At 48.3% G+C, this 21175-nt stretch carries 14 protein-coding genes, 2 tRNA genes, 3 rRNA genes and 1 CRISPR repeat array; of the genes, 7 read left to right on the forward strand and 12 right to left on the reverse strand.

Annotated features, from left to right (window positions below):
- The first annotated feature begins 12 nt into the window (after window positions 1–12).
- From WS_RS06810 to WS_RS06835, 6 genes are all read left to right on the forward strand, one after another.
- Window positions 13–666, forward strand: a complete 654-nt coding sequence (locus WS_RS06810) for a DMSO/selenate family reductase complex B subunit (protein ID WP_011139277.1) — start codon at window positions 13–15, stop codon at window positions 664–666.
- A complete protein-coding gene (locus WS_RS06815) occupies window positions 653–1516 on the forward strand; it encodes a DmsC/YnfH family molybdoenzyme membrane anchor subunit (protein WP_011139278.1) in 864 nt (287 codons plus the stop codon). Before WS_RS06810 ends, WS_RS06815 begins: the two co-directional genes overlap by 14 nt.
- An 11-nt stretch (window positions 1517–1527) precedes the next feature.
- Window positions 1528–2178, forward strand: coding sequence for a TorD/DmsD family molecular chaperone (locus WS_RS06820; RefSeq protein ID WP_041571847.1), 651 nt, complete (start codon window positions 1528–1530; stop codon window positions 2176–2178).
- A gap of 37 nt (window positions 2179–2215) precedes the next feature.
- Window positions 2216–2899, forward strand: a complete 684-nt coding sequence (locus WS_RS06825) for a response regulator transcription factor (RefSeq protein ID WP_011139280.1) — start codon at window positions 2216–2218, stop codon at window positions 2897–2899.
- 130 nt (window positions 2900–3029) lie between these two features.
- A complete protein-coding gene (locus WS_RS06830) occupies window positions 3030–4478 on the forward strand; it encodes an ABC transporter substrate-binding protein (RefSeq protein WP_173355311.1) in 1449 nt (482 codons plus the stop codon).
- A complete protein-coding gene (locus tag WS_RS06835; RefSeq protein WP_011139282.1) occupies window positions 4475–6121 on the forward strand; it encodes a sensor histidine kinase in 1647 nt (548 codons plus the stop codon). Before WS_RS06830 ends, WS_RS06835 begins: the two co-directional genes overlap by 4 nt.
- Here the strand turns inward: WS_RS06835 and WS_RS06840 are convergent.
- The 9 genes from WS_RS06840 to WS_RS06875 form a co-directional block, all read right to left on the reverse strand.
- Window positions 6108–6548 carry a nucleotidyl transferase AbiEii/AbiGii toxin family protein gene (locus WS_RS06840; RefSeq protein ID WP_011139283.1) on the reverse strand — a complete coding sequence of 147 codons (441 nt, stop codon included), beginning with the start codon at window positions 6546–6548 and terminating at the stop codon, window positions 6108–6110. The two genes, WS_RS06835 and WS_RS06840, sit on opposite strands and share 14 nt — an antisense overlap.
- A gap of 137 nt (window positions 6549–6685) precedes the next feature.
- The gene (locus WS_RS10850) at window positions 6686–6856 is read right to left on the reverse strand and encodes a nucleotidyl transferase AbiEii/AbiGii toxin family protein (protein WP_158305207.1); all 171 of its coding nucleotides are present in this window, start codon (window positions 6854–6856) and stop codon (window positions 6686–6688) included.
- On the reverse strand, window positions 6828–7253 hold the full coding sequence (locus tag WS_RS06845; protein WP_011139284.1) for a hypothetical protein: 426 nt from the start codon (window positions 7251–7253) through the stop codon (window positions 6828–6830). The genes WS_RS10850 and WS_RS06845 overlap by 29 nt, the downstream gene beginning before the upstream one ends.
- Window positions 7254–7465: 212 nt before the next feature.
- Window positions 7466–7581: ribosomal RNA gene (rrf, locus tag WS_RS06850) — 5S ribosomal RNA — on the reverse strand.
- A 130-nt stretch (window positions 7582–7711) separates the two neighbouring features.
- Window positions 7712–10594, reverse strand: a 23S ribosomal RNA gene (locus WS_RS06855).
- Between the two features lie 290 nt (window positions 10595–10884).
- Window positions 10885–10960 (reverse strand) — tRNA-Ala (locus WS_RS06860).
- Window positions 10961–10962: 2 nt separating this feature from the next.
- A tRNA-Ile gene (locus tag WS_RS06865) sits at window positions 10963–11039 on the reverse strand.
- A 109-nt stretch (window positions 11040–11148) separates the two neighbouring features.
- Window positions 11149–12648: ribosomal RNA gene (locus tag WS_RS06870) — 16S ribosomal RNA — on the reverse strand.
- The 16S, 23S and 5S rRNA genes sit together here with 2 tRNA genes alongside, the layout of an rRNA operon.
- A 444-nt stretch (window positions 12649–13092) precedes the next feature.
- Complete coding sequence (locus WS_RS06875) at window positions 13093–14007, reverse strand: methylenetetrahydrofolate reductase (protein WP_041571850.1); 915 nt, start codon at window positions 14005–14007, stop codon at window positions 13093–13095.
- A 192-nt stretch (window positions 14008–14199) separates the two neighbouring features.
- On the opposite strand from WS_RS06875, the gene WS_RS06880 reads away from it, so the two are divergent.
- A complete protein-coding gene (locus WS_RS06880) occupies window positions 14200–15882 on the forward strand; it encodes an N-6 DNA methylase (protein ID WP_011139286.1) in 1683 nt (560 codons plus the stop codon).
- Window positions 15883–15899: 17 nt separating this feature from the next.
- Window positions 15900–16530: direct repeats of the CRISPR family, unit length 36 nt; unit sequence GTTATAGCCGCCTACTCAGCCATTCCTCGCTATAAT.
- A 68-nt stretch (window positions 16531–16598) separates the two neighbouring features.
- On the opposite strand, the gene cas2 is transcribed toward WS_RS06880, so the two are convergent.
- The 3 genes from cas2 to cas9 are packed head-to-tail and all read right to left on the reverse strand — an operon-like array spanning window position 16599 to window position 21012.
- Window positions 16599–16904: a CRISPR-associated endonuclease Cas2 gene (gene cas2 / locus WS_RS06885; RefSeq protein WP_041571851.1), complete on the reverse strand. Its 306-nt coding sequence runs from the start codon at window positions 16902–16904 to the stop codon at window positions 16599–16601.
- The gene (cas1, locus tag WS_RS06890) at window positions 16882–17826 is read right to left on the reverse strand and encodes a type II CRISPR-associated endonuclease Cas1 (RefSeq protein WP_011139288.1); all 945 of its coding nucleotides are present in this window, start codon (window positions 17824–17826) and stop codon (window positions 16882–16884) included. Before cas1 ends, cas2 begins: the two co-directional genes overlap by 23 nt.
- A 6-nt stretch (window positions 17827–17832) precedes the next feature.
- Window positions 17833–21012 (reverse strand): type II CRISPR RNA-guided endonuclease Cas9, encoded by a 3180-nt coding sequence (cas9, locus tag WS_RS06895; RefSeq protein WP_011139289.1) that lies wholly within the window; start codon window positions 21010–21012, stop codon window positions 17833–17835.
- Window positions 21013–21175 lie beyond the last annotated feature (163 nt).

Genomic DNA, 21175 nt, shown 5'->3' on the forward strand with positions numbered 1-21175 from the left:
AAAGGAATCATCATGGAAAAAAATCAACAATTTGGATTCTATCTCGACCAGACAAGATGCGTGGGCTGTCGAACCTGTCAAATGGCTTGCAAGGATGGCAAAGATTCTCCACTGGGAGTGAATTTTAGACGCGTAGTGGAGTTCGAGGGAGGCGCTTGGCTCACCGAAAATCCAGACACCCCCACACCCGTGGGTGTCTTCGCCTACTACACCTCCATAGCGTGCAATCATTGCGACGATCCCGCCTGTATCAAAGCCTGCCCAACGGGCGCGATGCACAAAGGGCTATATGGAATTGTCGAGGTGAATCAAAGTCGCTGTATCGGCTGTAAAGCCTGCGCGATGGCCTGTCCTTATGGAGCGCCCCAATTTGACTCACGCCAAGGACACATGAGCAAGTGCGATGGTTGCAAAACTCGTTTGGAGGAGAATCTAGCCCCACTTTGCGTGGAATCATGCCCCTTTAGAGCGCTTGAGGCAGGCCCTATCACAGAGCTTAGAGCCAAGCATGGCCACGCTGCTTCCATCGCCCCCCTTCCCCCTTATGAGCGCACCCGTCCCAATCTCTGCCTCAAACCAGAGAAAAATTCCCAGCCCTCAGGTGATTCTAGAGGCATTTTCCATCTTCCACAAAACCATTCGGAGGTGAATCATGACATTGTCTAATCTTATTCTAGGCGAGCTTCCGCTCGTCCTATTCACGGTGATGACCCAAGCTGTCGTGGGATTTTCGTTTGTCTATGCACTAAGCACTCGAGCCAAAACTTCCACGCTCGCTTCAAGGAAGCGCTTTGGCCTGACCTTTTTATTCCTTTTAGCTATCGCCCTGCTTCCTTCTCTTTTTCATCTTGGCGACCCCACCCATGCGCCTTACCTCTTGATGCGTCTTGGAGCGTTTGAATCAGGGGGTGCTTGGCATATCGCTTGGCTTCCTAATGAGATTCTTGGCGTGGGAGTTTTGTTTGCCCTAGGAATCTGGCTCTTTTACACAGGCACCCTGCTCGCGCTCTATCTGCTCCCTCTAGCGGGAATCGTGACGCTCTTTTTCATGAGTGGAATCTATGGCTCCATGCAGAACACCGTGCTCACTTGGAACTTCTCCCTCACGCTTTGGCTCTTTGGATCTAGCGCCCTCTTTTTGGGTGGACTACTCTATCGAATTCTGCACGACCTGACCCACGAAGATCGTCTTGGAGCCTTCCTCTTCTCACTTATTGGCTTTGCCCTTCTCTGCCTAAGTCTTGCCTTCTACACCCTCCATGTGGGTCAGAGCCAAATTGAAGGGATAGGGAGCGCCTACACTCTTTTAGGAGAGCACTACGCCCTCTTTTTGGGTACGGGGGTGATTTTGAGTGTGCTGGCGCTGCTCCTTTGGTTTTTGAAAGATTTCTCAACGCTCCCCTTTGGTTCACCAAGGAGTATCGGAGCGATTGCACTGCTTTTTGGATTGCTTGGAGTCTTTAGCACGCGAGTGCTCTTTTATGGCCTCATCCATACCCATCTTTGGCTTGGGTAGAGGAGACACAGATGGACTATGAAGCCTTCGCCCTAGGGGCAAAAATCCTCAGTGGATTCTTCATTGAACCTCCTTCTTTGAAGCGCTTTGAACTCTTAAAACAGCAAGGCTTGCTTCAGGGGTGGTTCATCACCTCTCCCCACTTTGCCAACACCCAAGGCAAAGAGCTCTGGGAGCAATCCCTTAGATATGACGATTCTTCGGAGATAGCCGCGGATTTCACACACCTCTTTATCGCTGATGAGGAGTATCTCAAAGCCCCTCCGTACGCCTCCTACTATCTCGAATCAAGTGGCGAAACTTTCACCCAAGAATCCGATGAATTGAGCAAGCTCTACGCCTCGCTCAATTTCACTCCAACCCTCTATCCCCACGAGCCCTGCGATCATCTCGCTAGCGAACTAGAGTTTTTAGCGCTTCTCTTGGAGCAAAATATTGCCAATCCTTCTCCAAACGCCCTGCTCCTCTCTTTTTTGGAGTATCGTCTCACCCCATGGTCCAATGAGTGCCTCGCCTATCTCCAAAAAAATGCCCTCACCCCCTTCTATCAAGGCGTGGGCTATCTCACCCAAGATCTCCTTGAGACTCTCAAAGAATCACTAGGAATCAAGGCTCAAAAACGGACAATTTATCGTTCTATCAGGGTAGAGAGTCAAGAATAGCGTCATGATATTTTCATCCCCCCAAAGGAGGTCGCCCATGGAAGCTTGGCAAGAATCGCTCAAAAACCTCACCCTACTCTATGTGGAGGATGAGGAGGGGATTCGCCGCCCGATGGTCGATACTCTCTCCTACTACCTCAAAGAGGTCTATGAAGCAGAAGATGGAGAAGCGGGGCTTGAGTGCTATTACACCCATCGACCCGACATCATCTTCACCGATCTGAAGATGCCCCACCGAGATGGACTTTGGATGGTTCGCGAGATTCGCAAACACGACAAACACACCCCCATCGCAATGATCACCGCCCATTCGGACAAAGAGTATCTCCTTAGTGCCGTGGAACTGAAAATGGAGAAGTATCTCATCAAGCCCATAGCGCTAGAGGAGCTACTCCATGTTCTAAGGCTCTGCATCGAGGATATTGAGGAGGAGCGGGGAATTGTGCTGGAGTGTGGGAGCGTTCGCTTTGATCTCAAAAATCGTCTCTTCATCAAAGAGGAGAGAGAGACTCCCCTCACCCAAAAAGAGAGTGACTTTTTAGCGCTTTTATTGCGCAAAAAGGGGCAACTCATCCCTTACGAAGAGATCGAAAGTCAGGTTTGGCGGGGGGAATTTATGAGCACGGATGCCCTAAGAACGCTCGTGAAGAATCTGCGCAAAAAGCTAGGAATCCCTTGCATCAAGAATCACTCCCTCGCGGGCTACAGTTTTGAAGGCTAAACTTTTTCTCCTAAGTCTCCTAACCCTTGGGCTTTTGGCTCAAGAATCGTCCTATAGGGAGGATGATAGCGCTTCTAGAGCCATCAAAGAGCGAGACTCTCGATCGCATATTAAGGTCCTTTTTCCCTCTATGCCCTATGTCTATGTCTCTCGCCTCATCAATGAAGGATTAGTGCGACTCGCTGAAAATGACCAAGGCTGGGAATATTCCCTCGCCACCGACTGCCCCAAGCTCTCTCCCACGCTCTATGAGTGCACCTTGCGCCAAGGGGTTCGATTCCAGGATGGAACCCCTTTTAACGCCGATTCGGTGATTAAAAATTTTGACTACTTTCTCGCCCAACCCTTCAACTACACCGATATTCACCGCTCCCTTAAGGCGGTCGAAAAGGTCTCTCCATACAAGATTCGCCTCATCCTCTCCCAACCCTATGGAATGCTCTTTCGAGACCTAGCGAGAATCTTCTTCTACTCAGACGCCTACCTTCGCCAATATGGCTGGGGAGGGGCCGAGACGGGAGCGAATATCAAAAGCGCAGGGAGCTATGGGCTTGGACCTTATATCTTAGTCGAAGGGATGATCACGGGTCGCAAACAGACCCCCAAGGCCATCCTCAAAGCCAATCCCTACTATTGGGAGAAGGGTTTTCCCAAGATAGAGACAATCACTGTTTTCACCGAGCTTGAGACGCAAAGCGCTTTAGAATCGCTTCTGGAGCGCGAGGGGGAGCTTGACTTCATGCCCATCCCCTTCAATAAAAAGATTGAAACCCTTCTCTCTCCCTACACCAAGCTCATCATCACTCCCTCCACCAACAATTTCACCATCTATTTCAATCTCCATAAGCATGATTCCAAGGTCTTTGACCCAAAAGTCAGACAAGCCCTCAATTGTGCGCTCAATCAAGAGAATCTCCTCAACTTTACCTACAAAAAGGAGGGACGACCCAACACGGGTGCCTACACCCACGAGGATTGTCCTTTTAGCTTGCGTGAGCTTCATGAGATTCTTCGAGGGTTAAAGTTCAAAGTTGCCACTCAAGATTCGCTCCTATTTTTGTGGAGAGGAATTGAATATCAACTCTCGCGCTATGGCGTGGAGTTAGAGTTTCTCCTCACCACCAGTGAAAAAGAGATTTATGATCTCGCCCAAAAGAATCACCAGCAAACGCAAGAGTGGGATATGCTCATCCAAGGGACACAAGACTGGTATGGTCGCCATCCTTGGCCTATTTTTATCCGCTATCAAGAGGGAAATCCATGGAGCTTTGTCACAGGAGATATCAAGATGCGAGAGGCTATCAATCAGCTCTTTCGGCACGAGCAGGGAACGCCTGAGTTTGAAGCGCTGTGCCAAACCATCATCCAGCGCGCCAAAGAGAAAGCCTATATGCTCTTCATCCCCACACCTCACGCCGTCTATGGGATGAACAAAGAGCTCCACTTCACCCCACATGGAATCGGGCTTCAACCCCTTTGGAAAGCCGAGGTGACAAGCGAGCACTGGTCTTTGCGCGGAGACAAGCCCTATCCAGAATCGCTCCAAAAACCCATCCTGCCACAAAGAATCACGCCATGAAAAAGATCAAAATCGAATACAAGCTCTTTCTACTCTTTGGGGTGGCTTTCATCGGAATGATCTTTTTAGCGCACAAAGCTCTTAGCGTGAGCGAGGAGAATATCACCAGCACTCGCACCCTTTTTGAGAACTCTACCACCATCCAAAGCCTTCAAGAGCACTACATTGAGCCCCTCAATCTCTTGCGAGAGATGTCCTTGTCCCTAGTCATGTCGCCCAATGAAAGCTTCCGCCGCTCCATCGAACAAGAGCTCATCTCCTCTATCGCCAAGCTGGATGAACGCTTTCTCTCCCTTGATCCAGAGAGTCAAACTGCATGGCAGGAGTATCTGCGCCTCCTCAACCAAACCCGCCTTTATGTCTCGCAGGGCTTTGAGGAGGGAGCGTTTGTCAATGCCAACACCACAGAACGCACTCGTTACTATGAGCTCCTAGAGCGTCTTAAAGCCCTTCAGTCCAAAGAGATCACCCAAGCCAAAGGGAATTTTGCCCACATCCAAGAACGTGCCAAGATTCTTAAGTATGAGGTGATTCTAGCCGTCGTCATTCTCTCGATTCTCGTCTTTTTGCTTGGCTACTTTCTCTCACGACACATCGTCTCTTCGATTCTCACCCTCCAAGAGGGGCTTCAAGATTTCTTTGACTACCTAGAGCGCAAAATTCCCCGCCCCAAACCCATCTCCCTCCAAAGCAGGGATGAGCTTGAAGAGATGTCCAAGCTCCTCAATCACAACATTCTCAAGGCGGCTAGAGATATTGAGCAGGATATTCTCTTCGTTGAAAACGCCATCTCCGTGGTCACTCAACTCAAAAGCGGTCACCTCTCCTCTCGTTTGGAGACCATGGCTCAAGCCCACGAGCTCAAACTCCTCAAAAATGTAATCAACGATATGATCGACAACCTCGAATCCAAAATCAAAGAGGAGATTGAGAAACGGAGCGAGCAAGAAAAGCTCTTAATCCAGCAGAGCAAACTCGCTAGCATGGGGGAGATGATCGGCAATATTGCCCACCAATGGCGTCAACCCCTAAGCGAGCTTGGCGCGATTTTGATGAATCTTCAAGTGAAGCACCACTTCAAAGATTTGACCGAGGAGACTTTCAAGGCGCAAGTGGAAAGAACTAACGAAATCACCGCTTTCATGAGCCACACCATTAGCGACTTTCAAAACTTCTTCACCCCCTCCAAAATCAAAGAACCCTTCAGCGTCCGCCTTGCGTGCGAAAAAGCAATCGCTATTATCGAAGCCTCTTTACGCTATCACAATATCATCCTTGAGTTTCGAGAAAGAGGGGATCGCATCGCCTATGGCTACCCCAATGAATACTCCCAAGTGGTGCTTAACATCCTCTCCAACGCCAAAGACGCCCTCATCTCCAGGGAGATTTCCCATCCTCGAATCCATATCGAGCTTATCAATGGAAAAAACTACTCTGTCGTCAAAATTGAAGACAATGCGGGAGGAATTCGCGCCCATCCCATGGAGAAGATTTTTGAACCCTACTTCACCACCAAGCATTCACGCCAAGGCACGGGAATTGGACTCTATATGAGCAAAATGATCATCGAAAAGAATATGGATGGAATCATCACCGTGGAGAATACCGCAGAGGGGGCGCGGTTCAAAATCAAGATCCGCTAAAGCCTTTGCGCTCTTGCCTCTCCCAAAGAGCCAGGCTCGCCCTATCCAGAAGGGAGTCGATTTTAGAAACAATCGTGTGAGGCGCCTCGTAGGCCATCTCTTTGTAGCGCCCCTGCATCTGCAACACGTCCGCCTCTTGACGCACCACCTCCAAAAGGCGTCCATTTTGGTTCGCCGCTTCGATTCTCCCCGCAAAATCAGCCAAAAGATCAAGGGAAAAGTGAGGATTCCGCTCCAAGGTCGCTAGGAGATTCTTGTTTTTTTTGAGAGCAACGCCAATATCGATGATGTCTCGGGGCTTGAGCTCTTTGTAGCGATAAAATATCTTCTTGGCGATGATCTCCTCAATTCTCTCGACACAAATATCTGCATAGCCAAACACATTCATGGGAGACCACGGCTTAGCCGTCAGCGCATTGCTTGGCATGAATTGAATCTTCGCATTCTCCCCAAAAGAGTACTCTAAATAGTAACCATTGTGATAGAAATCGACAAAACCAAGATCATAGAGCTCTTTGAAGATTTTGGACTGAAGCTGGCGATTTTTAGGGTTGGGGATGAGACTCAGAATATCTTGCCCCCATAAAGAAAAATATCAATATCAGTGGAGAGTCGATGCTGCCAATACATTGCTGAGAGCGCTGTACCTCCACCAAAAGCCCAAAGAGAACGGGGGAATTGCACATCAAGGATGAGGCGAGCGAGCTCAAAGAGTCTTTTTTGTTTGGCAAACACGATGAATACTTTGGATGAATTTTTGCATGGCAGGCTTTTGCGACAAAGAAGCATGAAAGCTCTTCTCTACGTCTAAAAGAGGAATCTGAAGGTCTTGAATCATCGCAATGAGATCATCGACCAAAAAGTCAGAAAAAACCCTCTCAGCGATCCAAGCCAAGTGCTTCTCTCCCGCAAAAGCCGCCAAAATATCGGCGGAAGGAATGGGTTGGGCGGTATTGTATTGCAACTTACGCCGATAACCCTTGCTCAAAAGATGATTAGCATAAAAATTAGCCACCATCAGCACCTTAGACTGGCTTCCCGCTAGCCCTTTTCCCTCTTTGACAAGCTTTTTCGCGCTCGCCGCTGTTCGCAGAGAGCTCCCTGTCAAACGGGCTAAATCAATTGTTCTCATAAAAATCCTCAACCAAAGAGATCGCTGGTCGCATTATGCGCTTTTTGCATAAATTCAACCTAAATCCAATCACAACAATTGAGTGAATATTGGATTAAAAGAAGGCAATGATGTTTATATTTGATTTCTAAAATCTATTTGATTGAGTTCAAAGAGTATAAAAACAGAAGGGATTAGAGTCTCTATTGAGGTCAAAGAAGGTGTTATCCCCCTCCCCGCACCAACCTACGTTTCCACACCTGAAAGATGCAGTATTATCGGCGATGGAGAGCTTAACTGCCAGGTTCGGAATGGAGCTGGGTGTAGCCTCTCCTCTATAGGCACGAGAAAAAGGGAAGAGAAGATAGATAAGAATATATCCTCTATTCCCTCTTGCTAGTGAAGAAGGATCAATGAATAGTCAATAGCCCTAGTAAAAACGACGCTCAACAAGGCAGTGGCGTTTATAGAAGTAGATAAATAATAAGCCAAACGGTCTATTAGTATTGGTCAGCTAAACATGTTACCATGCTTACACACCCAACCTATCAAGCAGGTAGTCTTCCTGCGACCTTCAGGGAAAGTTCATCTTGGAGTCGGCTTCCCGCTTAGATGCTTTCAGCGGTTATCACGACCATGCGTAGCTACCCAGCGGTGCTCTTGGCAGAACAACTGGTACACTAGTGGCATGTCCATCCCGGTCCTCTCGTACTAGGGACAGCTCTCCTCAACTTTCCTACGCCCACGGCAGATAGGGACCGAACTGTCTCACGACGTTCTGAACCCAGCTCGCGTACCGCTTTAAATGGCGAACAGCCATACCCTTGGGACCTGCTCCAGCCCCAGGATGCGATGAGCCGACATCGAGGTGCCAAACCTCCCCGTCGATGTGAGCTCTTGGGGGAGATCAGCCTGTTATCCCCGGGGTACCTTTTATCCTTTGAGCGATGGCCCTTCCACACAGAACCACCGGATCACTATGACCGTCTTTCGACTCTGCTCGACTTGTTTGTCTCGCAGTCAGGCTGGCTTATGCCATTACACTCAACGAATGATTTCCAACCATTCTGAGCCAACCTTTGCAAGCCTCCGTTACTTTTTAGGAGGCGACCGCCCCAGTCAAACTACCCACCAGGCATTGTCCTGCTTGAGGATAACTCAAGCCAGTTAGCAGACAGAAACATTAAGGGTGGTATCTCAACGGTGGCTCCATCTCCACCAGAGTGAAGATTTCAAAGCCTCCCACCTATCCTGCGCATAATGCTCCCATCGGCAGTGCCAAGCTGTAGTAAAGGTCCACGGGGTCTTTCCGTCTTGCCGCGGGTAGGAGGAATTTTCACCTCCACTACAATTTCACTGAATCCCTGGTTGAGACAGCTCCCATCTCGTTACGCCATTCATGCAGGTCGGTATTTAACCGACAAGGAATTTCGCTACCTTAGGACCGTTATAGTTACGGCCGCCGTTTACTCGGGCTTCAATTCAAAGCTTCGCCTTGCGGCTGACAGATCCTCTTAACCTTCGAGCACCGGGCAGGCGTCACACCTTATACTTCCTCTTACGAGTTGGCAAAGTGCTGTGTTTTTGGTAAACAGTCGGGAGGGACTCTTTGCTGAGACCCCCTTGCGGGGCACACCTTATCGCGAACTTACGGTGTTAGTTTGCAGAGTTCCTTAACCAGAGTTCTTTCACGCGCCTTAGAATACTCATCTCATCCACCTGTGTCGGTTTACGGTACGGGCGACCGTGGCTAAACTTAGAGGCTTTTCTTGGCACGACGGTATCAACGATTCTCCTATCCATCCGAAGACTTCAAAGAGCCTGTGAGGTTTCGGATACAGGGGTGGATTTGCCTATCCCCCAACCTACGCCCTTCGACCAACTATTCCGTCAGTTGGCTCGTTTAACCCTATGCGTCCCCCCGTCGCACACCACGGTCGGTATCGGAATATTAACCGATTTGCCATCGTCTACCCCTTTCGGACTCGACTTAGGACCCGACTAACCCTACGATGACGAGCATAGCGTAGGAAACCTTGGATTTACGGCGAAGTGGATTCTCACCACTTTTATCGCTACTCATTCCTGCATGCTCACTTCTAGCCGCTCCAGCACTCCTTGCCGGTATACCTTCAACGCTGACTAGAACGCTCTTCTACCACTGTGCATCAGCACAATCTACAAATTCGGTGCATACCTTAGCCCCGTTATATTTTCAGCGCAGAATCACTAGACCAGTGAGCTGTTACGCTTTCTTTAAAGGATGGCTGCTTCTAAGCCAACCTCCTGGTTGTCTGAGTAACTCCACATCTTTTTCCACTCAGGTATGACTTTGGGACCTTATTTGGTAGTCTGGGTTGTTCCCCTTTTGACGATTGATTTTATCACCCACCGCCTGACTCCCAAGATACGGTAATAAGTATTCGAAGTTTGACAGGGTTTGGTACCGCGGTGAGCAGCCCTAGCCCAATCAGAGCTCTACCCCTTATTACTATCACTTGAGGCTATACCTAAATATATTTCGAAGAGAACCAGCTATCACTAAGTTTGATTGGCCTTTCACCCCTATCCACAGCTCATCCCAGCCCGTTTCAATGGGCACGAGTTCGGTCCTCCGGTGAGTGTTACCTCACTTTCAACCTGGCCATGGATAGATCACTTAGCTTCGGGTCTGCAGCATCTGACTAAAGCGCCCTATTAAGACTCGCTTTCGCTACGGCTACGCGTTCGCTTAACCTCGCCAGATACCACAACTCGCAGGATCATTATGCAAAAGGCAGTCCGTCACCCTGGATAAACCATAGGGCTCCGAATGATTGTAGGCAGATGGTTTCAGGTTCTATTTCACTCTGATCGCTTCAGTTCTTTTCACCTTTCCCTCACGGTACTGGTTCGCTATCGGTGTAGTAGGAGTATTTAGGGTTGGAGAGTGGTCTCCCCTGCTTCAGCCCGGATTTCTCGTGTCCTGGCCTACTCTGGATACTGCTACCTATGAAACATCTTTAATCTACGGGGCTATCACCCTCTATGGCTCTTCTTTCCAAAAGATTCTACTAGATGTTCCAAGTGGATGTTGCAGTCCTCAACCCCAGTAGCAAGCTACTGGTTTGCCCTGTTCCGCGTTCGCTCGCCGCTACTAGCGGAATCTCATTTGATTTCTTTTCCTCTAGCTACTGAGATGTTTCACTTCACTAGGTTCGCTCCATTAAAGGTAATACATATCTCTATGTATTGGGTTGCCCCATTCGGAAATCTTCGGATCAAAGTCTCTTGGCAACTCCCCGAAGCTTATCGCAGCCTAGTACGTCCTTCATCGCCTCTACTACCCAAGGCATCCACCATCTGCCCTTAAAAGCTTATTTCTACTTCTATTCCAATGAGTTATTCTTTGGCGCCACTGCCTTGCTGAACGTCTCCGTTACAACAAGATAGTTGCGTGATTGTAGTTTTTACTATTTTAGGCTATTGACAATTAATTGTTAAATAACATTTAGAGATCTCTCTTGATCAACTCAAGAGTGAAGTCTAATGCCAACCCTCTTTAAAAAAGAGCTTGCATTAGACCTAAGGGATTCTAAGCGGTGTTAATTTCTATTCTTTTATCTCTTTGACTTTGTCTTATCTCTCGATACGACTCTTCTTCTAAAGGCTTTGGTGGAGAATAGCGGGATCGAACCGCTGACCTCCTGCGTGCAAAGCAGGCGCTCTCCCAGCTGAGCTAATTCCCCAATGGTGGGCTTAAGAGGAGTTGAACCTCTGACCTCACCCTTATCAGGGGTGCGCTCTAACCACCTGAGCTATAAGCCCCTATATCTTTGAAGCGTGCGTATCGGGTGACAATCTCTGAAAACTAAGCAAGTAGCGATTATCTTCTTGTCCCGCCAGAGCCAAACGAATGACTCCGGCCTCTCTCTAGAAAGGAGGTGATCCAACCGCAGGTTCACCTACGGTTACCTTGTTACGACTTCACCCCAGTCGCTGCATCCGCCGTGGACGGTAGCCAGTTTAGCGTCCCGGCTTAAGGCGAATACAACTCCCATGGTGTGACGGGCGGTGAGTACAAGACCCGGGAACGTATTCACCGTAGCATTGCTGATCTACGATTACTAGCGATTCCAGCTTCATGTAGTCGAGTTGCAGACTACAATCCGAACTGAGATGTGTTTTAAAGATTTGCTCCACCTCGCGGTATTGCTTCTCTTTGTACACACCATTGTAGCACGTGTGTAGCCCTGGGCGTAAGGGCCATGATGACTTGACGTCGTCCTCACCTTCCTCCTCCTTGCGAAGGCAGTCTCACTAGAGTGCTCGGCCGAACCGTTAGCAACTAGTGACGAGGGTTGCGCTCGTTGCGGGACTTAACCCAACATCTCACGACACGAGCTGACGACAGCCGTGCAGCACCTGTTTTCAAGCTCCAGTAAACTGGCACTCCCATATCTCTATAGGATTCTATCAATGTCAAGCCCAGGTAAGGTTCTTCGCGTATCTTCGAATTAAACCACATGCTCCACCGCTTGTGCGGGTCCCCGTCTATTCCTTTGAGTTTTAATCTTGCGACCGTACTCCCCAGGCGGAATGCTTAATGTGTTAACTGCATTACTGCCCTGACAAGCAGGGCAACAACTAGCATTCATCGTTTAGGGCGTGGACTACCAGGGTATCTAATCCTGTTTGCTCCCCACGCTTTCGCACCTCAGCGTCAGTAATGTTCCAGCAGGTCGCCTTCGCAATGAGTATTCCTCTCGATCTCTACGGATTTTACCCCTACACCGAGAATTCCACCTACCTCTCCCATACTCTAGCCTTGCAGTTTCAAATGCAGTTCAACGGTTAAGCCGTTGGATTTCACATCTGACTTGCAAGGCCGCCTACGTGCTCTTTACGCCCAGTGATTCCGAGTAACGCTTGCACCCTCCGTATTACCGCGGCTGCTGGCACGGAGTTAGCCGGTGCTTATTCCTAAGATACCGTCATAATCTTCTCTTAGAAAAGGAGTTTACAATCCGAAGACCTTCATCCTCCACGCGGCGTTGCTGCTTCAGGCTTTCGCCCATTGAGCAATATTCCCTACTGCTGCCTCCCGTAGGAGTCTGGACCGTGTCTCAGTTCCAGTGTGTCCGATCACCCTCTCAGGCCGGATACCCGTCATAGCCTTGGTGAGCCATTACCTCACCAACAAGCTGATAGGACATAGGCTGATCCCATAGCGAAAAACTTTCCCCTCTCGGGAATATCCGGTATTAATCACCGTTTCCAGTGGCTATTCCAGACTATGGGGCACATAACCTATGCATTACTCACCCGTGCGCCACTCGTCAGCAGTATAGCAAGCTACACCCTGTTACCGTTCGACTTGCATGTATTAGGCACGCCGCCAGCGTTCACTCTGAGCCAGGATCAAACTCTCCATAATAGTTTAGTTATTAGGAGAGGATAACCCTTAGCTAATCAATCAAAAAAACGACAAAGAAATGACGTAATAGATATAATTAACATAAGAGGTTATCTCTAGCTATAAGCTATAATTGCCACCTTTAAAAAAGGATGGCGAAAAATTCATGTTCTTTTAGACTCTTGTCCGTGATAGACAAAGAGGTATAAAGGTCCATCAAGCTTCTATAAAGAAGACAAGTGGAAGAACAAGAAGAGATAACCGCTATCTTGCTTAGTTGTCAAAGATCGTAACCGATAAGTGCTTTGAGATAACAAAACAGTTATTGGTTTAAAGAACAAACACTCATCTTATCCTAGATGAAAAGGCCCTAAGTGATTGAAGATCCAAGGAGGTTGAAAGTCCGTTGGGGTCGTTGTCAATCGGGAGTGGAAGTATAGCGAAAGAGGCTTAATAAATTCTTAGTTAGGTGGGAGGGGGAGGAAGAATCTCTGAAGCAAGCTTGGTATTGTTCGCACTCATAAAGTGAATCTTTGGATGAAAATCCCATAGCCCTAACCATATATTGCGACTGAGTTCAAGCCCCACCCTTCTCTCCTCTTCTGGGTTGATTTTTGAGGCTGCCTCTAACTGGCTTAACCACTCATTTGGGATATAGACCCCAGGGAGCTTGGAGTAGAGAAAATGGGCTGTCCTATAACTCACCACAGGAAAATAGCCCAAAACAAGCTCACTAAAGGTTCCTAGCTCTTGATTAATCTCGTGCACCCAGCCCAAAAGTGTTTTAGCCACCTCCAGATCATAGATGGGTTGAGTCACAATGCCTATGGCTCCCGCCTCAATCTTTTGTCGAAGACGCTTTTTGAGCGATTCGGGACTTTGTGAGTAGGAGTTGATCACCGCCAAGGGATAGAGCGGGCGAAGGGGGCTTTTGAGTGGCTGACCCTGAAGATCGATTCCGCGATTGAAGCTTTGAATGATCTCCAACAAAAGCGTGCTCTTGCCCTCAAACACTCCCTTGGCCTGAGGCTGATCCCCCAAGCGAATCGCATCGCCCGTGAGTGCCAAAATCGCCCTCACATCAAATTCATTGGCCCCCATGAGTTCCCCCTGAAGCGCCAAAGAGTTGCGATCCCTCATGCTGAGCGTGCAAATCACGGGTTTTTGAAGCGATTGCTGAAGTTTGATCGTCGCTAGAATCGAAGAGTGACGAAGCTTAGCCAAAGGCGAATCGGTGCAGACAAAGCCATCCACACGCTTCTCCAGGCCTACACTCTGGATAGAGTGGATCAATGGAGTGAGGGTCGGGGAGGCGTGAGGCGCCACCTCAAGGGTCAAAAAGTGATCTTTTTGGAGCTTGTGAATGAGGGTTTCAATCATAGTTTTTGTGCCATTTTTTAGATTTTTGGGGGATTTTATCATAAATAACTAGAAATACAATATGTATTTTAGATTTTATGTCGATTCGCCATGGGGTGTTACGCTTTCACACAAAAAATTAAAAAACAGCTTGTATTTATAAAAAAAGGGCTAAAATCTTTAAAGTTTTCTAAAAAAGCCAAAGGGGATTTTGTGCGGGAACTGCTCCAAATGTTTGACTACATCAAGCGCTATCACTCCGATATCTTTGAGAGTCTCGCCCTCGCCTTGCAGTTTTTCATCTTTAAACTAGAGCAAAAAGAGGCACTCCTAGAGTTTGTGTCACTTCACCATCGGCGCAAAGAGTTTCGCCCTCTCTATGAATACGACCTCAAAGAGCTCATGGGCGAGGAGCTCTACACTAGGGCCGACCCCAATCTCAATGTCGGCAAGATTCTCAAAACCATCGCCGAAACGCCTCTCACCCCTGAAATCATCGAACAATTCATCCACACCATCACCATCAAGCGCACGCTCAATAAGCTCTATGTCTATTCCACCCCGCAAGAGGTGAATGAGCTCATCATTTCTCTGCTCGATATTGCGCCCAAAGATGAAGTCTATAACCCCTGTTATGGCATGGGAACGCTCTTTTTGAGTCTCAGTAAACGCTCCAAAACAATCCGGCTCTTTGGCGAAGAGCTCGATGGAAGACTCGCCAAAATCGCCAAACTCATGGCACGCGTAGGGGGAATCCAAGAGATGCACCTCTTTGTCAATGACATCCTCAAGAAACCCGTATTCAAAAACGAAAAGGGGTTTAGGCAGTTTGACAAAATCGTCTGCAATCCCCCCTTCTCAGCACACTTAGGAATCGAATACCTCAAAAATGATGAGCGATTCTCCCGCTATGGAATCCTCGCTAAGAGCTCTCCAGAGCTTGTTTTTCTAACTCATGCCCTCATGCACCTCAAACAAAGAGGGGTCTTTATCGTGCGCAATCAGACACTTCAAAAATCTTTTCTCGAAGAAAAACTACGCGAAAGAATGGTTGAGGATCGGGTGATTGAGGCGATCATTGAACTCCCTAAAAATATTTTCCCCCATCAGAGTCATGACTTCTCCATCCTTGTCCTCGCGGCGCATAGCGATTCGATTCTTCATATCGATGCCACTTCGGAGCGCTTTTGGCAAAAAGATGGCAAATACAATCGCCTCATAGGAATCGAAGAGATTCTCGCCCTCTATAGGCAAAAACGCGAAAGCGAATACTCTAAACTCACCCCCATCGAAGAGATCGATATTCACGATCTAAGGGCGCAAAACTATCTTCGATTCTGTGCGCTCAAACCTCAAAAAACCCTCTCGCTCGCCTCGCTCAAGCCTCTCATCTTTCGAGGACAGCGCGTCTATGGCGGCAGCAAGGATGTGCCACTTGAATACCTTGATATCGGAATCCAAGACTTCGCCCCCTACTGCTTCACCGACCATCGGGGTACCTTGCGAAGCAGCGGCGATAGAGAAAAAATCCTCCGTTATGCACTCAAACCCTATGATATCCTCCTGCCTCTTCGGGGAAGCTCGCCCAAAGTGACCCTCTTGGGTGAGGGCTACCGCGACAAGCTCGCCATCGCCAACGCGGGAATCATCGTGATTCGCCTCCCTCAAAAAGAGAAAGCGATCGCACTCTACCTCTATCTCTTCTCCAAGGAGGGGCAAAAGCTCGTCTCTGGACTCTACGAATCAAGCGCAGCAAGCATCATCACTCCTGAGAATCTCCTAGAGCTCGCCCTACCCGCAAGTTTTGAGCATGATTCCTCAAAGCGATTTGCCACGCTGGAGCGCCTCGCCAAAGAGATCGCCTCTTTGGAAGAGGAGATTGATCGCATTCGATAAAATTTGACGATAAACCCGTTATAGCCGCCTACTCAGCCATTCCTCGCTATAATTCGCCAAAGAAGTTACCAATCTAATTGAGCGTTATAGCCGCCTACTCAGCCATTCCTCGCTATAATAAGGTTGATCTTGTTTTCATTGCAACAAGGGTTATAGCCGCCTACTCAGCCATTCCTCGCTATAATGAATACATCGACACGGCTAGCACCATAACAGTTATAGCCGCCTACTCAGCCATTCCTCGCTATAATAGCTTGAGGATGGTACATATACCCTCACAAGTTATAGCCGCCTACTCAGCCATTCCTCGCTATAATAGCTACATAGCCTGCAACTGAGTCGAAATAGTTATAGCCGCCTACTCAGCCATTCCTCGCTATAATAAAAGAATGGTACAAGAAGTACGCTAACACGTTATAGCCGCCTACTCAGCCATTCCTCGCTATAATCCAAGCAATCATGCCTGAGGGAGGAAGTATAGTTATAGCCGCCTACTCAGCCATTCCTCGCTATAATATTTCAGGGGCAAGGAAATAGAAGCTGATGGTTATAGCCGCCTACTCAGCCATTCCTCGCTATAATCATCAGTATGCTCAGAGCAGACGACAAAGAGTTATAGCCGCCTACTCAGCCATTCCTCGCTATAATAGTTCTCCTCAAAAAGCCCTATAATAAGGGCTTTTTGACTCTTTCTCTCAACAAAAAACTGCTCAAATTCAGAACAATACAAGCTGTTTTGCCCCGATTTTTTCTTGGGATTTTGGCCCTCCAAGGAGGATATGCATCCGTTCATATTGACTATTTGTCAACACAAGGCTACGCACATGGCCTTTTGGTGGGATGTTTCGGCGGATGCGATCCTCATAAGCCAGCGCCATATCTGCCCCACGGCATATCCTCACATAGACCGAAAACTGCATCATCTCAAAGCCCTCCTTGATTAGAAACTTTCGAAAGAGTGTGTAGGCTTTGCGCTCCTTTTTTGTCCCCGTCGGCAGGTCAAACATCACCATCAGCCTCATAAACTTCACCTTGTACATCATCTTCACCCATCCATGGCAAAATCAGCCGCCTGCTCTCCTTCTGTTCTCCTGCACTCACCAAAGACCGTGCAATAATCTGTGTCGCCGACAAAAGCGTCTCATATCGCTCAGTCATGATACAGCTCTCGCCTAGTATCTGTGCGATCCGCATACGCTCTTCTCGCGTCAGCGGGTCATCGCCCGTGCGCTCGAGAAAGAGCCCCCATACGAGCAAGTCGACAAAAGGACGAAACGGTTCTATCAGATCATCCGCAAGATTAAAACTGTTTAGCTCTCCAGCGTGATGCAATCCAAATGCCGGGATCAACCCAGCTCCAGCAATAGCGCGCCCCAATGCTCCGCGCAACACGGCATAGCCGTAATTGAGGCCGCCATTTCGTGCATCCAGTCCACCATCCCATCGCTTGAAATTGACAAAAAGTGAGCGCCAATAGACCTGCGCCGCCTGTGCCTCTACCCCAGTAGTATCTCCAGAAGTGACTTTGCCGACGAGATTTTCCAGCCTACGGGCAGCATCCTCCGCCCCAACCCGACGCAGCACCTCCGCCTGAGAGGAAACCTTGGCACGGACGATCTTTTGCCAGCAGCGCTTTTTGAACGGCTCACTCCATACTGCCTGCACCCGCGCGGCACGCGTATGACGGCTGTGCGTCCCAAAAGGAGCGAACACACCATCAGGAAGATGGGAGCTGTCACAAGACATGAGCGCCGTCCCCTCCTGTGCCAGTGCCGAAAGGAGTGCTGCCGATAGTGTCACTTGAGGGTTTTCGACGATCACCACACCTATATCGGCAAGCGGCAACTGCGTCCTCTCCCCCTCTCTCGACTCGATAACCAACTGCCGATCACGCACGCGCAAGTGACAAGAAGTCGCGATCACCACCGTCCGCCATGCCGCCATGACTTGCTACTTCTTGACCAATTTTTTAGCTGAACGCATCTGTGGAATTGTCCCCAAGCGCTTTTCCTGCTTGACTTCGTAATAATAACCCAAGGGATCAATCTGGTATTTTTTAACATCTAACGCAAATTTTACTCCTTGATCACACTCAAACTCTTTTCGAGGAGGTCTTAGGCCCTCCTGACTCCAATAGTCCAAAAACCCTTGAAGACATCGCCCCGCAATTCGATTCTCTTCAGGACACAGCTTACATTTGTCCTTGTGCTTTTTATCCATACTGACTGGAGTGCATGTAAAGCCCTCACATGGACTGTTATTGATTGATGACAAAACCATATTGGCACCATGCATATTTTTAAAATACCCCATGATGATTTTTGCAGGTTTTTTTGGCGTCCCTTGTGTTTGTATAGAAATTAAATCATCTTTAAAAATAGAAAACTTGAAAAAATTTTCATCCATGGCTTCAGGATTTGTACCAAGAGAAAGATTTGGCAATTCATTCAAAACCATTTCATGAAGATAGATCGGCACTAGATGAAATTTTCCTTTTTTATGATAGACATCGACTCGCGGAATTGTACTCGTTTCGTAGAAATTTTTTTGATTGGCACTTGCAACGCGATCTGCCTTGAATGATTCAAATTTCTCCTCATCAATAGGAGCCAATCTCCACTTTTTCTTGTTTTTGACTTGTTTGATCCTCGGATAGGGCTTGGCGGTCTGCTCATGAGCCTGCCCGGTCACTCTGGCACGCGGCGGGCGGCTGATCAGCAGTCGTTTGACTTCGACGCCCTCTTTGACCGTCTCCGTGTTCTCTATGCGCGTTGCCTCTTCTACCGCGTCGCGGAAGTTTGCCAGCGGAACGGCAAGCTTCGGTCGCTCCTTTTCGCGGTGCGTCTCCTTGAAGCGATAGTACTCTGAGAGTTTTTGGACCATTCCCTGCGTACTAAACGCGATGATGATTGCATCGACGGCGTGATGCGTATGGCTTTCGCGATCCTTGCTCTCTAGCCCCCATTGATAGCGCAAAACGCTTGTCAGCTTGCCACTGCGTACTTGCACAGGGGCTTTAGTGTGGGAATTTTTAAAAACCCAATACTGCTCACAGTAGGTTTTGATCGCGCGCGCCATATAGCGAGTATCGTTGAGATTACGATCCTTGAAGGCCATTTCACTATTTTCATCAAAGTTTTTTTTCAGCAAGCGATCAATTTTCCCCTTGCCCGTACGCACACGATTTGACGGGGCGCTGGTCCTTGTCTCAAAAGCATTCCATCGCGCCGCATCATGCCCAAACCACTCATAGGGCGTCCGGTCTGTCTTCTGCTGATTGGCCCTGGCCAAACAGAGGACTTTGTTGGCAAAACTGTCATCCGCACTTCGACTGCGTGGCAAAATATGATCAATCTCGCAATACCCCTCGTCAAACAGCCTCTCTAATTCGATCACATCACCCGTATAAGCACACCGACCATCCTGTTGAATATAGAGTCGTTTTTTGAGGATATTTTTGCGCGTGAGGGGCACTTGAAAACTAGTTTCGGCAATCCAGTCCGCAGCCTCTTTGCGCTCTTTTTCATTTTTGCGCTGACTCTCTTTGATATCTTCGATTTCGCCCTTGGTATTGATTTCGCGCGCCAGTTCGAAATGCACCCTATCAAAAGCTCCATATTTGCGCACAAGCGCATTGGCGACTTTGCGAAACTGCGCAAATGCGCGGATAACCGTAGGGTTGAGTATGTCAATATCCGTCTTATTGAGCGGCGGCAAAATTGCCGATTTTTCCTTATGAGGCACGCCAAGCATCAGCACTGCTTCATCATAGCGGGCACCACTTTCCATCGCGGGCAAGATATCTCGGATAGCCTTAAGCGAAAGCTTCAAAAAATCACTAAAGCCGATTTTAACTAACCGTTCCACCATCTCGGCCTCAAGCGGCAATTTTGTAAGTTCGCGACGCTTTTGTCCTTCGTCTTTGTAATAGGTCAGTATCTTGGTCGCTTCGTCAGCATGCTTGCCTAATGCGACAAATCGACCATAAAACTCATTGCCTAGAGCCTCCCTTAGTTTAGCAGCTCCCCTGAGACTTATCCATGCCTTTTTTTCGGCTTCGACTTTGTCAAACTCCAACTCTGTGGGTTCATTAGGATCAAAAAGCGTCGCTTCTCTTTTTTTGGCTGTTTTGGGTTTGCCTTTGTAATGCAACCCTTTGAAAATTTCATTGTCGCTTAAATCCAAAAACTTCCGTAAATGCCTAAACTCGACCTTTTCTCTGCTAACCGCAAAATCAAGCAACTCTTCAAGCGTCTTGCGTTCGATGATTTTTTGCTCCCAGCCCTCGTTGTCGATGATAACCGTTGAAAAGAACTTGCTTATCGCGATAAACTTCTCTGCCGTCGGTGCAGACTTGGGCGCACGCCTCTCTTCCGGGAAATAGGTGCAATGCCCCACCATCTTTTCGATTCTCTGCATCGGACGCACAAAAAAAGCGATCTCCCGATAGGCAGCTTTAAGTGCATCGGTCGCTATAGTGCTTCTCATCTCCTGCTGTGCTACAAAAATCGCTTCAACTTCTTCAACAAGCAAGTCACGATGAATGGAGATTTCGTAGTCTCCATGCTTATTGCGTTTTTTGCCGTTTGCTCCTCGCTCTCGCCAGAGCCATTCGCCGACCGTACGACACCCTGCCGCTTCAAAGTTTTGCCGCAAGACAACACCTGCTTTTTTGACTTTACCGCTCTCTTCATCGGCTTCATCGTCCCCGATAAATTTATACCCGCGATGCTTGGCGATATGAATCAACACCCGCGCCAACTCATCCCCTTTCAAAAGACGGTAAAGCCCGTCATGGCGCAACTCCCACACATCGGCCCTGTTGGCTTTGCTATAAAACATTCCGCCCTCGCCATCCAAATCAACATCTTGAATCAGTCCTGCCCTCAAAAAAAGTTTTTTGATCATATTCATTCGCACGCGACGGCGATTGAGGACGCGACGAATGCCACGCGCCTCACGCCGTGCTTTGTTGGGGCTCTCTTTTTTTTTGGGGGTTTCTGCAGCGGTAAAAAGTCTCACTCCACAATCAATGATACGATTTGCCGCTTCATCGTCTTTGTCATACTCAACAATCGCCCATCCTAATGAGCTAATCCCCAAGTCTACCCCTAAAATCCGTTCAATCATAAGCTTCGCTCCAAATTTTAGTATTTTTTAAAAAAATCTAACATATAATCGTCGTCGCTGCGCGAAATGGCTGAGTAGGCAGCGGCTATAATAAGGGGTGTGGAGGCATCCTGCGAAGTTCTACTCTACGGAGTATCTTCTAAATGGTATTTCTTACCTAACC

The organism is Wolinella succinogenes DSM 1740 (assembly GCF_000196135.1).
GTDB lineage: Bacteria > Campylobacterota > Campylobacteria > Campylobacterales > Helicobacteraceae > Wolinella > Wolinella succinogenes.